Source organism: Pseudoalteromonas rubra (assembly GCF_004212645.1).
GTDB classification, from domain to species: domain Bacteria; phylum Pseudomonadota; class Gammaproteobacteria; order Enterobacterales; family Alteromonadaceae; genus Pseudoalteromonas; species Pseudoalteromonas rubra_G.
The window spans coordinates 96487-109167 of sequence record NZ_PPUZ01000012.1; the positions used below are offsets into that span (position 1 = coordinate 96487).

Consider the following 12681-nt stretch of genomic DNA (forward strand, 5'->3'; position numbering starts at 1 on the left):
ATAGCGCTCAAGCGACAGGAAGAAAAGCAGATTCCGAGCGGAGTGTTTAAAGGAGAAGTTTAGAAAAGAATAACACTGACGGCGCCGCAGAAATGCAGCGCCTGCACAATAAAAAACAGCTCACAACACACTGAGCTGTATTGGATTATTACACCTGCAAACTAATTACCGGCCTAAGCGTTGGCCATCAGCCATTGTTGCAGCTTAGCCGTAGAGCCAATCACTTGCTGAGATAAACTGCCCAGCGCGTCTTTAGCGGCGTTAACATCGCCCTGGAGCAGCAGCATTTCTACTTCACGGGCACTGTCAGACAAACTCATTGCACCGAACTGGGCCGCATTCGACTTAAGACTATGCGCGTTGCGCGTCGCCGCCTCCAGATCAACCGGCAACGACTCTCTGACTTCGCGCTCCAACCGCTCGAACTCGCTGATGCAAAATACCAGGGTGTCTGAAAATTGCTCACCTAACAGGGACTGCATCGTATCCAGGCAAGCTTCATCAATCGTTACATTCATATTAGTCCTTTCACTATATTGGCTAACAAACCCACCAACAGCCACACTTACAGTTAATGCTAGCTAAGAGGGCCCTAAACTGCAAACTATGATATGATCTGTGACAGAAAAAACAGTAAAATAATGCGATGAAACGTCCCCTTTGCAATCACTGCCGGTTTCCAGAGCAGACCTGTGTCTGTAAGTTCCTTGGCAAGCCGCTCAAAAACCACTGTAAGATACTGGTGTTACAACATCCCAGTGAAGTCAAAGTCGCTAAGAATACGGTTCGCTTGTTATCATTGCAACTTAGTAACCTTGAGGTCGTTGTCGGTGAATCTGAAACCGATTTTGCACAAGTACGCGAGCAACTTCAGTCAGTTCAATGTGCACTGCTTTACCCTTCTGAGCGCGCAATGACGCTCTCGGCCCCCTCGGAACAGGCAAACCAGCCGCTCATAGAGACCTTAGTGGTCCTGGATGGCACCTGGAAAAAAGTCCATAAAATGCTGATGCTCAACCCCTGGCTGATGACACTGCCACATGTTTCATTCGCCCAACTGCCTGAAAATCAGTACCATATACGCAAAGCAGAGCAAGCCTTTAGTCTCTCAACACTGGAAGCAACAGCCCATTTTTTACATCTTTATGAGCAAGTCTCACCTGCGCCGCTATATCAGGCACTGGCCGGCATGATTGAACAACAAACCAGGCAAATGCCTGAGCATGTAAAACAGAGGTACTTACGTGACGAATAATCGGTCGAATAATAGATCGAATAATCGATTAAAGCGGCAGTTTTTTCGTGACGGGCCGGATTATCGCTTTGGCGACCAGGCCAGCTTTGATGAGATTAAAACAACCTTTGGCTTTAAGACCATTACCTTAGGTGCCTGGGTCAGTAAAGACGAGCAGCACATAGCCGCCAATTTACTCTACGATGCGCTGGCCGACCTCACCCAGATCCTGTCACTGCCCCCTTTTGCAATTGGCCTCAGAGGCACGTTAAATTTAGCTTTTGGTAGTGGCGGACAGGCCGGCGTGCAGGCGCATTACGACAGCAACAGGCGCACTCTGGCACTGGCAAAAAATGCAGGGGGAGGCGCACTTGCGCACGAATGGTGGCATGCTTTCGATCATTACATTGCCAGGCACATGTTCAGCGAAGTGGGTGCGCATGACTTTGCATCAGCGCTGTGGCTCGTGCAACCACCTTTGCTAAGCCACCCGCTTAATCAACAGCTTGATGACCTCTTTCGCATTTTGTTTCTGGATAGCAGCACACAGGAGCCGAGTGATTATTTTAAACGTGCAGCGTTACTGGATAAAGCGCGCGGTAGTCAGTATTACGCCCGACCTCAGGAGCTCACTGCTCGTGCTTTTGAATGGGTCATAGCCTGTCAGCCTCAGATCCGCAATGCTTTTTTAGTGGATGATGTACTCGACTCGGAACTCCAGCATCAGGGCGGTTTTCCCGATGCAGCGATTGCTGCAGCAACGCTCAACTCGACTATAAACTACTTTCAGATGCTAGGTGCTGCGTTATATCGTCAAGCGCAATAAACTCCGCTAACCAGTCCTGATACTGGGTAAATGGTAAGGGCCGGGAAATATAAAAGCCCTGGCCAATATCACAGCCAAAGGCCTGCAACATCTGGTAGCAGTGCACACTTTCGACCCCCTCGGCGACCACCATAGAACCCAGACTGTGAGCCATATCACAGGTGGCTTTGCAGATCGTCTGATTGGTAGCAGAGCTGGCTATATTCATCACAAAGCTTTTATCAATTTTTATCTCATCAACACCCAGTTGACTGAGATAAGCCAAAGATGAATAGCCCGTACCAAAGTCGTCGATGGCCATTTTAACGCCCAGGCGCTTAAAGCCATCAATGATCTCATTGAGATCCGCCTCGTTGGCTAAGGTCGCAGACTCAGTGATTTCCAGCATCAGTTGCGAAGGCGCAAGACTAAGCTGGCTTATCAGCGTGATCAGTTGCACCGCCAGCTCTTTTCTGCCAATGTCTTTACCCGACACATTTAGGGACAACACGTGCTGCGGATAGAGACGACACAACTCAGCTTGGGCAGATAGCGCCTGCTCAACAACCCAATCCGTGATCTCAGGGATCATGCCAGACGTTTCAGCAATAGGGATAAACTCATCAGGCGGGATCATTCCTAACTCTGGATGATGCCAACGCAATAACACCTCTGCGCCGAACACTTCCCCCTGTTGCAGCTTAACCTGTGGCTGAAAATACAAAGTAAACTGGTTTTGTGATATCGCATACTTCAACGACGATGCCACTTTGATCCGCCGTTCTAGTGACAATGAGTCATTCTGATCGAACAAATGCCACTTTTGAGTGCCAAGCGGGCGTGCAGAGATTGCCTGTAAAGCCCGCTGCATCAGCGCTTCTGTGGTTTGTGCATGAATGGGATTGCTCGCAACACCAATTTCGAGCTGATCGACCAGCAACTCGCCTTTAAAGTTTACTCCCTCTTCAAAAATGGAGGCCAATAAGCAGGCATATTGCTCTACCTGGCTCAGCTCCAGCTTACCCCGCAGTACAATAGCAAACAGAGCGTCGTCCAAACGGTAAATTTGGGTCTTACTGTTTGGCTCAGCCGCAATCGTCACCCGGCCATAGGTATCCAGTTGAAACTGCACTTTTTTTAACAAAGATTTCAGCTGCATCGCCGCATAATCCCAGCCCATATTTAGCCTGATCACCGTCAGTACTTTGGGCCTGAACATAATCAAAGTATGGTGCTGATGGGTACTTTGCAGACCATCTAAGGCTTTTTGTAACATGTGTCGGTTGGGTAGTCCCGTTTCTTTGTCATGATTGGCGTAGCGCAGTAGCAGCAGCTTTTTCTGTCTCTCATGCCAGTAAACATAATAGCCAAGCAGTAATATATGCCCTGTCAACAAAGCGTGATTAAGCACATAATAGTGTGAGCTGGCAAACACACCCAACTGACCCAGCATCAAGATCACCAGTAAAATCAGCGCAGGTACAAAGACCAGTGCCAGTAATCGGGCTTCGTATTGATATTGTCGGGGCTGCATCCACAATACATAAGCAACATAGGCCGTGATCACCAACCCGGCCATCACCTGAAACAACAACTGATAGCTGGCATGCAATGGCGCACTGACACACACAACCAGCAACAAGGCCCACAATAATCGCCATACATAGTGCTTATGCTGTTCATTCAGCCGTTTTTGTGCGACAAAATAATGGAAGAAGCATAAAGCACACGCAAGCGACAACAAGAAAAACTGACTGCTATACGTCGCCAGTGCACCACTTACAACCGCTGGATACAGCAGCGTATTGATACCACTCTGTGCGCCACTGACAAAAGCAACTAACAGTACGTATGCCGCAAGCGCCAGTAATCCTGGCCTGAATTGAGTCACTGCCATCATCAACAGGAACAATGCCAAAAAGTAGATGCTGCCCGCTTCAACCCCCAATAAAAAGACTCGGCTACTAAAACGTTGTACAAACTCGGATTCACTCGCTGCACTTATCGAGAGCCACTGAGGGTGGCTACCCTGCGCCTGAATATAAAGCTGCGCGCTGTATTTACTTCCAGGGACTTTAACATGCGGTAAGACTGCCTGAGCTGGCGACACGAGCTCTTTGGCAGGGGCAACCAGCGTATATTGAATTAACTTACCGGCGCGCTCCAGATAAAACTTTAGTACACCCTCAATGGGCTGAGTGTAGATAACTTGTTCATGCTGTACATTTGGGGGAATATCGACCCGCACCCAAGTTGCTACCCCACGCTGCAGCTTGACGATCTGCTCTGTCTCTGTCATTTGTGTTGTGATCTGACGGATCTCAGCCAGGCTCAGCTGATTGGTTGCATCATTATAAGCTTTGAGGGATATTGCCGCCTGCTCACCTGCCAATAGCGCATCAGCTCGAGCATGGCTGTCCAGCAGCAAGGCTGTCACCATAACCAAAAATACCGCCATCACGCGTATCACGCCTGACCACATCCCAACCTCCTTGAGCAAGTGGCATAGTTCGATCAATCAGCGGGCCGGTTACAACAGTGCCCAGTGTTAATGCTTTCAGGGAATTGCTCACATCAAGCGAACATATTCAATAATGCTCGGTGCGATGTCGCTTTGGTGTTAAGTATGGAAGCTGAAGTTTGAATTGCCAGTAACAAGTTAAAAAATCCTCATTTTTGCTGGCAAGTGAAAGGGAGCGTTCGGTGTAATGTGGCACATGCATTTTCGGTACGTGCCACACTGTTGACTCAGTAGAGTTATAGGTTTTTTATCAGCGATTATCGTCACTTATCCGGCTGGCAATGGCGCTGTTTTGACCTTTGTATTTCGCATCTTTACGCATATTGTAAGGTGCCTCAGCCGGGCTGCTCAGTGTCTCAAAGCTCAGCGCACCAATTTTCATTTTTGGTCTCAGTGCCAATGGCAGTTTACCTGAGTTATAGAATTCCAGCACAATATTCCCTGACCAACCCGGATCAATGCGGTGTGCGGTCACATGGACCATCAGGCCCAACCTGGCCAGCGAGGAGCGGCCGTCCAGCCAACCAACCAAGTCGGCAGGCAAAGTTACAGACTCATAGGTCATAGCCAGTGCCAACTCTCCCGGGTGAAGGAAAAAAGCCTGACCATCCTCAAGCACAATCTCGTCACTCATAATGGATTCCATTGCCGCATTGATTTGCTCCTTCGGACCACTCAAATCAACATAAGGTGCGGCATGATCCTGAAACACCCGGAACTTATTACCCAAACGCAGGTCAACGGTCACCCCTGAGATCATCTCATCGGCCGGCGATGGCACAATTTGAATGTGTTGATTTTTTATTGCTTCTTTTATGTCTCTGTCGGAGAGTCTCATTGCTTAGTCATCCGTTATTAGAATTTCGACCCCTTGAGTCGATTGTGATTGTAAGTAAAGCATACTGCTCATCAGCTGCGCGCAGTAAATATAATGGTCTTTTATCGCCAGCGCCTGAGTGGTGATATTCGCCCCTTGCTCGGAATTTTCGCGGATCCCGGTATCCAGTGGGATCTCGGCAAGCAAAGGAACACCGTGACGAGCAGCCAGCTTAGCGCCCCCTTCACTGCCAAATATGGCATTTTTACCATCGCAATGCTGACACGTAAAATAGCTCATATTTTCGATAAGGCCGATGATCGGCAGATTTACTTTGTTGAACATCGCTATGCCCTTTTGCGCATCCGCCAGGGCCAGGTCCTGCGGCGTTGTTACCACAATGGCGCCGCTGGCAGGGACTTTTTGCGTCATGGTCAGTTGAATGTCACCCGTTCCCGGTGGCATATCCACTATCAGATAGTCCAGCTCACCCCAGGCGGTTTCGTTCAGTAACTGAGTTAACGCCTGTGACGCCATCGGACCACGCCACACAGTCGCATCATCTTCTGCGACTAAAAAGCCGATGGACATCGCCCGAATCCCGTCTTTCTCGAACGGTTTTAAGGTCTTTTCGTCAAGTGCCTCAGGTTGCTGGCCTGTCAGACCCAGCAGTGAAGGAATGGAGGGGCCATAAATATCGGCATCCAGGATCCCAACCTGTGCGCCCTGAGATGCGAGTCCGGCAGCCAGATTAACCGCGGTTGTTGACTTGCCGACGCCACCTTTGCCCGAAGCCACCAAAACAATATGCTTGATTTGCTTAAACTGGTTTGTACCGACCACCTCAGTGTGGCATGTGACGCGAATGTCGGTATTCAAAGAATCACTCAGATGTGAAGTCAGTACCGCGCCTTGTCCTGAGGCTGCAAAGGGTAAGGTCAATGACACTTGCCAGCCAGCCCCCTGCGCTTTACCCCCCGTGATCTCTGCTATCCACTGCGTATCAATCCCCATCGGGAAAATTGCACTGCGATAGTGTTGCAGGTGAGTTTTAATCTGATCTTTGATGGGGTCCTTTCTGGTAAATAGTTTTTCAATACCAAACATACAAATAAAACGCCTTGAGGTGATGAAATGGGCGCAGGAATTATGTAACATTCACCTCATTAAAACCAGTCAAATTCGCGTCTGCCGGGATTTTCCGGCGGTTCTGGTCAGTCTTTTAGCAATATTAGACCACAGACCGGGCCGAAGTTTTTGTGCTCTGTATAGATGAGGCTAAAAATAAGCACCGAGTCAGGTGCCAGTCAGCCTATCTGCAAAGCCAAACTGAGCCGCTCTATTTTCATGGAATAACTATGACAAAGAGAAAAATTCTCATAACGAGTGCACTGCCCTATGCCAATGGACCGACTCACCTGGGTCATCTGTTGGAATATATTCAAACGGATATCTGGGCACGCTTCCAGAAGCAACAAGGCCATGAAGCCTATTATGTGTGCGCTGATGATGCACATGGCACGCCTATTATGCTCAATGCACAAAAGCAAGGTATTACACCTGAGGAAATGGTTCAGCAAGTCAGTATTGAAAGACAGCGTGACTTTGCCGACTTCAATATTGAATTTGACAACTACCATAGCACCCACAGTGACGAAAACCGCGAGCTGAGTGAGCTGATCTACACGCGCCTGAACGACAAAGGTCACATCAAAAAGCGCACTATCTCTCAGCTGTTTGATCCCGAGAAAAGCATTTTCCTGCCGGATCGCTTTGTTACCGGTACCTGCCCAACCTGTAAGGCAGAAGACCAAAATGGCGACAGCTGTGATGTATGTGGTGCGACATACAGCCCAACTGAGTTGATTGACCCCAAGTCTGTAATGTCAGGCGCGACACCGGTGCTGAAAGATTCCGAGCACTTTTTCTTCGACCTGCCCGCATTTGAAGACATGCTGAAAACCTGGCTGCGCTCTGGCAGTCTGCAGGCAGAAATGGCCAATAAGCTGGATGAATGGTTTGCAGATGGTTTACAGCAATGGGATATCAGCCGCGATGCGCCATACTTTGGCTTTGAAATTCCGGGTGCGCCTGGAAAATACTTCTATGTCTGGCTGGATGCGCCTATCGGCTACATGGCCAGCTTTAAGAACCTCTGTGACAAGCAGGGCCTGAACTTTGACGAGTTTTGGGCTGAAGGGTCTGACGCAGAGCTTTATCATTTCATTGGTAAAGACATCATCTACTTCCACAGTCTGTTCTGGCCGGCAATGCTGGACGGTGCAAACTTCCGCAAGCCTAACAACGTCTTCGCTCACGGCTTTGTCACTGTAAACGGCGCGAAAATGTCTAAGTCAAAAGGGACGTTCGTTAAAGCACGTACCTACTTAGAGCACTTAGATCCTGAGTATTTGCGTTATTACTATGCCGCTAAACTGAACAGCGGTGTTACTGACCTGGATCTGAACCTGGAAGATTTCGCCCAGCGCGTTAACTCAGATCTGGTCGGTAAGGTCGTCAACATCGCCAGCCGTTGTGCCGGCTTCATCACCAAAAAGTTTGGTGGCAAACTCAGCAGTACCGTAATGGATAAAGCGCTTCTGGGCAGCTTTGTGGCTGCCAAAGACAGCATTGCCGGTCACTATGAAAACCGCGAATACAGCCGTGCTGTACGCGAGATCATGACGCTTGCCGACAAAGCCAACCAGTTTATCGACGCCGAAGCGCCGTGGGTATTGGCCAAAAATGAAGACACCTTAGAGCGCGCCCATCAGGTGTGTTCAATGGGTCTGAATCTGTTCCGCGCATTGCTGACTTATCTTAAGCCGATCCTGCCGGGCATGGCGGCCAATGTTGAAGCCTTTTTAAATACCGAGCTCAGCTGGGATAGCCTGGAAACCCCACTTGTTGACCATGAAATCAACAAGTTTAAGGCACTGATGCAACGTGTTGAACTGGATAAAGTCAATGCCATGATTGACGCTTCTAAAGAAAGCCTGGAAAAGAAAGTAGGTGGTCAAAGCGCTCAGCCAGCCGCTGACAGTCCGCTGGCCAAAGAGCCCATCGCTGACGAAATCGAATTCGATGATTTTGCTAAAGTTGATTTACGCGTGGCAAAAATTGCCAATGCTGAGCACGTCGAAGGCGCAGATAAGCTACTGAAGCTAACACTGGACTTGGGCGGTGAAACCCGTCAGGTATTTGCTGGCATTAAATCGGCCTATGCACCGGAAGATTTAATCGGCAAGCTCACTGTGATGGTTGCTAACCTGAAGCCGCGTAAAATGCGCTTTGGTATGTCGGAAGGCATGGTACTGGCCGCAGGCCCAGGTGGTAAAGAGATTTACATTCTAAACCCGGATGAAGGCTCACAGCCTGGCATGCGTGTTATGTGAACCACCATCCGGTTAAAATGGATAAACGGGCCTCAAGGCCCGTTTTTATTTTGATAAAACTGTTCAGGCGTCCTGTGACAATTGGCCGCATACTGTCATCAGGGCATAGCCCAACAGATTAAGCCCTTTCCACTTCTGAGGCACGCTTGCAAACTCATGTTCCTCAGCCAGACCAATCCCCCAGATTTTATCCACCGGACTAGCCCTATTCAGGCACGGCTTTGTTCCTCAAGCTCTTCGCCTTTGGGTGGGGTATATGGCACCTTAATGGTGACTTCAATGCCTTCTCCAGGGGTTGAACTCGCCGAGATCTCGCCTTTGAGCAGCTGCGTGACCAAGTTATACACTATGTGCATGCCCAAACCGCAACCCCCCTGGCTTCTTTTGGTGGTGACAAACGGGTCAAACAAGGTTTTCAGGCCCGCTTTTGACATCCCTATCCCGTCATCGCGATAGGTCAGCAACCAGTGCGTTTCAGCCATATGGGTTGATACGTCGACCTTGCCTTTTGGATGCTTTTCAAAGCCATGGATCATTGAATTGTTAAACAGGTTGGTCATGATCTGGTAGATGGCGCCCGGATAGGTATTCACCAGCATGTCATCGTCTCCTGTGATGGACAAGCTGATCTCTTTACCTTTGCTGAGCGGTAACAAAGAACTGAACACATCGGCAATATAGTCTTTCACATTGATATCCCGCTCTACCTCACTGGACTGATCTACGGCAACCTGCTTAAAGTTGCTGATCAGCATCTGAGCCCGGTCCAGATTACGCAGGATCAGTCGGTACCCCTCTTGCTGCTCGGCATTTGAGCGTTCTAAATCCGTTTGGCGTAACTGCTTTTTCTGCAACTTTTCGTCGATATTATGCAGACACTCCTGATTGTGTGTCAGGGCAGTAATGGCCACCCCCAGTGGCGTATTTATCTCATGCGCGATTCCGGCTACCACGTTACCCAAAGACGCCATTTTCTCGCTTTCTATCAGCTCTTGCTGGGTGCGTTTAAGCTCCATCATCGCCTGCTCGAGTTTCTGATTTTTCTTGTACAGTTCATCTGTGCGCATCGCCACTTTAATTTCAAGCTGCTCGTTCAGCGTTTGCAGCGCATTTTGATGTGCTTTTAACTCTGCTATGTCTTTTAATGCCCCCACAATACGTTGTGGCCGACCATGATGGTCACGACTTACGACTTTACCGCGCTCCAGCACCCAGCTCCATTGATCTTTTAGCGTTTTAACCCGCATGGCGATTTCATAGGTATCCTGCTCACCTTCGAGACATGATTCAATCTTTTCCTCCCACGCTATACAGTCTTTTGGATGCACAAACTGGTCAATGTCTTCAACCGTCATGATGGTTTGGTTTCTGCCATAATCAATGCGCGGTTTTACGCAGTAACGATAGACTTTTTTGTCTTCCAGGTGCCAGTCCCATAATTCGTCTCCACTGGCCCATAAGCTCAGCTCCAGGCGCTGTTGCAGCTCATTCATCACCCGATTGTCGTTCACTACCTGACGATAGCGGGCCTGACGCTGCCTGAGCCACAAGGCAAAGCTCAGGGTTAATGCCACGACATAAAAAGTTTTTGAATACCAGTCCCACCACCAGGGCGCCTTGATTTGAATGGTAAAGCGATGCACTGGGGACTTTTGGTTAAAGCGGTTTACGGTATAGGTCTGAACCTGATAATTACCGGGTTTCAGCTTGAGCAGGTTGATCTGCCTGACGCCATCCGCCAGCTTAAGCCACTTGTCGCTCAGCCCGACAATCCGATAAAAAAAGTTCAAACGCTCCGAGCCATAATCCAGGCTGGAATAATGCAAAGAAACAATGTCCTGATTGTGCGTGAGCTCCAGTTTTTCGGTCAGCTCAGGTGCCAGCGTCAGTTCACTGCTGGCCTCTGGGTGTAAGACTTCACCCAGCAATTCGATACTAGAAATGAGTAATGGCCGGATCCCAAAGGCAATCCGGATCTGCTCCGGATAAAATTGATTAAACCCTTTGGCGCCGCCAATAAACACCCGACCATCCGGCGCCAGCCAGGCGGCGTTATAGTTAAACTCGTTATCCTGTACACCATCGACCACCAGGAAATTGTCGATGTTATGGTCGTGAATATTCACCCGGCTCAGGCCACCACTGGTACCAAGCCAGACATGCTCCTGCTGGTCAAATACCATTGCCCAGATAGCTTCATTGGCCAGGCCGTCCGAGGCTTTTAAGACCTTTTCGACCTCAAACTGCTGATTGATTATGCTGACACCAGACTCACTGGCAACCCACACTGCACCAAGCGAATCACGGGACAACATAAAGACAATATCTGATGCCAGGCCATTATTGGTGGTGAGCGACTTAATATTCTGGCCGTCATAATGATATAGGCCATCGCCAACACTGCCAAAGTAGAAGCCATCACCATCCACCAGCACCGACGACACATGGTTTGGCACCGACACAGATGGCGCAAAAAAAGGCAACAATTGATTCTGGGCTTCATCATAATAGAGTAAACCTAAGGTGCGGGAGCTGAGCAGCACCAGCTGTTTGAACACCGTGATGTCGTTAAAACTCAGCTCCGGCCCGTTGCCAAAGTCAGGTGTAAAGTAGGTGACTTCGCCGCTTACCAGGTTGAGTCTGGCTACACCGGCACCGCGAGATGTCAGCCAGGCATGATCGCCGACAATCTGCACCTTAGTGATAAAACTGTTGGCAAAGCGCGCAAGCTGCGGATAGACCTGCTCGGCTTTCACAAATCTTTGCTGCTCAAAAATATAACCGCCGTTGGAGGTCGCAACCCATAGCCGGTCTGAGGCATCCAACGCAAAACTGCGTACATCTGAGTTAGTCAAGGGGGCATGTGGGTAGTTGTATTCACCCACGTGACCAAAGGTTTCGCTCAACTGGCTGATAAAGTGTAAGCCGCGGGTTTCAGTCCCAATCCACAGATCGCTGTTGCTATCGCGGAACACCGAAAGAATGCTGCTGTCCTGTAAACCCGATTTATTGTTGCCCCGTTTGTACCAGCGCTTTTTAATGTCGCCTTTCATATTAAGCAAATACACGCCATGACTGGTTGCAACAAATAACTCCCCGGCCGAAGAAAATACCGAATGCAGTACCAGGTTAGCATCTCGGGCAATGTCACTTTGCCACAACGCCCGCTCAAATAGCGTATCATAAGCGGTGAGCTGATTATCTTTGCCAATCAAAAAGGCACGCTCACCACTGACCGTTAAAGATTTAAAGTCACCCGCTAACAGCAAAGTCGTGAGCCCCGTCTGGCGATTATTAACAACCAATCCCTGATCGGATAAGTAATACATCAGGTTTTTATACACAGTCACATAGCGGATGAAGTCGCCTTCCAGCACAAGCTCTTGCGGCTCCAAAGTGGCTTTGTCTATGACGTAGTAAAAGCCATCTTCGGTGGTCACCGAGATAGCAGCCCCCTGACAACCAATGGATTGCACCCTGTCGGATGGGATAAGCGGGCTAAAATCACTCAAAAAGCTTTGAAAACGCCCCGTTACGGTATGATAAACACTGAGCCCGGTGCTGGTGCCAATCCACAACGACTCGCCACTGTGACACAAGGCCGTGATAAAAGCGCCTGCCAGTGAAAAGGGATCTTGCTGGCGACTGATAAACTGTTTAAAGGAGTGGCCGTCAAAGCGATTAAGGCCGGCCTGAGTCCCTATCCAGATATAGCCGAGCTGATCTTCCTCAATCGCCGTAATACTGACCTGGCTGAGGCCAGACTCATAGTCATAATGACGCATTACCTGTGCGGTATCCGAGAACACAGGCACTGCCAGTAGGTTTGCAGAGCATAGCCACAGCACCACTGCGATCAGGGTGCAAAGCTTGGTTTGTTTTTTGTGTTGCTGATACAACCCGTTCACC

Annotated in this window: 9 protein-coding genes; 3 read left to right on the top strand and 6 right to left on the bottom strand. The window is 49.3% G+C overall.

Annotated elements, in window-relative coordinates; all coding sequences use genetic code 11:
• Positions 1-173: 173 nt before the first annotated feature.
• Entirely contained in the window at positions 174-518 is a 345-nt protein-coding gene (locus C3B51_RS05190; protein ID WP_046003747.1) for an Hpt domain-containing protein, read from the bottom strand.
• Positions 519-646: 128 nt separating this feature from the next.
• On the opposite strand from C3B51_RS05190, the gene C3B51_RS05195 reads away from it, so the two are divergent.
• Together C3B51_RS05195 and C3B51_RS05200 are read left to right on the top strand one after the other, a co-directional pair.
• Complete coding sequence (locus C3B51_RS05195) at positions 647-1255, top strand: tRNA-uridine aminocarboxypropyltransferase (RefSeq protein WP_130244388.1); 609 nt, start codon at positions 647-649, stop codon at positions 1253-1255.
• Positions 1245-2060 carry a CLCA_X family protein gene (locus C3B51_RS05200; RefSeq protein ID WP_130244389.1) on the top strand — a complete coding sequence of 272 codons (816 nt, stop codon included), beginning with the start codon at positions 1245-1247 and terminating at the stop codon, positions 2058-2060. Before C3B51_RS05195 ends, C3B51_RS05200 begins: the two co-directional genes overlap by 11 nt.
• Here C3B51_RS05200 and C3B51_RS05205 read toward each other — a convergent pair.
• From C3B51_RS05205 to C3B51_RS05215, 3 genes are all read right to left on the bottom strand, one after another.
• Positions 2008-4521 carry a putative bifunctional diguanylate cyclase/phosphodiesterase gene (locus tag C3B51_RS05205; RefSeq protein ID WP_130244390.1) on the bottom strand — a complete coding sequence of 838 codons (2514 nt, stop codon included), beginning with the start codon at positions 4519-4521 and terminating at the stop codon, positions 2008-2010. The two genes, C3B51_RS05200 and C3B51_RS05205, sit on opposite strands and share 53 nt — an antisense overlap.
• Positions 4522-4810: 289 nt before the next feature.
• On the bottom strand, positions 4811-5398 hold the full coding sequence (gene dcd / locus C3B51_RS05210; protein ID WP_125718847.1) for a dCTP deaminase: 588 nt from the start codon (positions 5396-5398) through the stop codon (positions 4811-4813).
• Between the two features lie 3 nt (positions 5399-5401).
• On the bottom strand, positions 5402-6484 hold the full coding sequence (locus C3B51_RS05215; RefSeq protein ID WP_130244391.1) for an Mrp/NBP35 family ATP-binding protein: 1083 nt from the start codon (positions 6482-6484) through the stop codon (positions 5402-5404).
• A 251-nt stretch (positions 6485-6735) separates the two neighbouring features.
• On the opposite strand from C3B51_RS05215, the gene metG reads away from it, so the two are divergent.
• Positions 6736-8772, top strand: coding sequence for a methionine--tRNA ligase (metG, locus tag C3B51_RS05220; protein WP_130244392.1), 2037 nt, complete (start codon positions 6736-6738; stop codon positions 8770-8772).
• Between the two features lie 63 nt (positions 8773-8835).
• Here the strand turns inward: metG and C3B51_RS05225 are convergent, their stop codons facing one another.
• Both C3B51_RS05225 and C3B51_RS05230 read right to left on the bottom strand, forming a co-directional pair.
• Positions 8836-8967: an NADAR domain-containing protein gene (locus tag C3B51_RS05225; RefSeq protein ID WP_240657419.1), complete on the bottom strand. Its 132-nt coding sequence runs from the start codon at positions 8965-8967 to the stop codon at positions 8836-8838.
• Between the two features lie 14 nt (positions 8968-8981).
• Positions 8982-12671: a two-component regulator propeller domain-containing protein gene (locus C3B51_RS05230; RefSeq protein ID WP_130244393.1), complete on the bottom strand. Its 3690-nt coding sequence runs from the start codon at positions 12669-12671 to the stop codon at positions 8982-8984.
• Positions 12672-12681: the final 10 nt, after the last annotated feature.

Coding starts and splice junctions, on each gene's coding strand:
- C3B51_RS05205 (WP_130244390.1), bottom strand. CDS start 4,521: ATGTGGTCAGGCGTGATACGCGTGATGGCGGTATTTTTGGTTATGGTG.
- C3B51_RS05190 (WP_046003747.1), bottom strand. CDS start 518: ATGAATGTAACGATTGATGAAGCTTGCCTGGATACGATGCAGTCCCTG.
- C3B51_RS05215 (WP_130244391.1), bottom strand. CDS start 6,484: ATGTTTGGTATTGAAAAACTATTTACCAGAAAGGACCCCATCAAAGAT.
- metG (WP_130244392.1), top strand. CDS start 6,736: ATGACAAAGAGAAAAATTCTCATAACGAGTGCACTGCCCTATGCCAAT.
- C3B51_RS05195 (WP_130244388.1), top strand. CDS start 647: ATGAAACGTCCCCTTTGCAATCACTGCCGGTTTCCAGAGCAGACCTGT.
- dcd (WP_125718847.1), bottom strand. CDS start 5,398: ATGAGACTCTCCGACAGAGACATAAAAGAAGCAATAAAAAATCAACAC.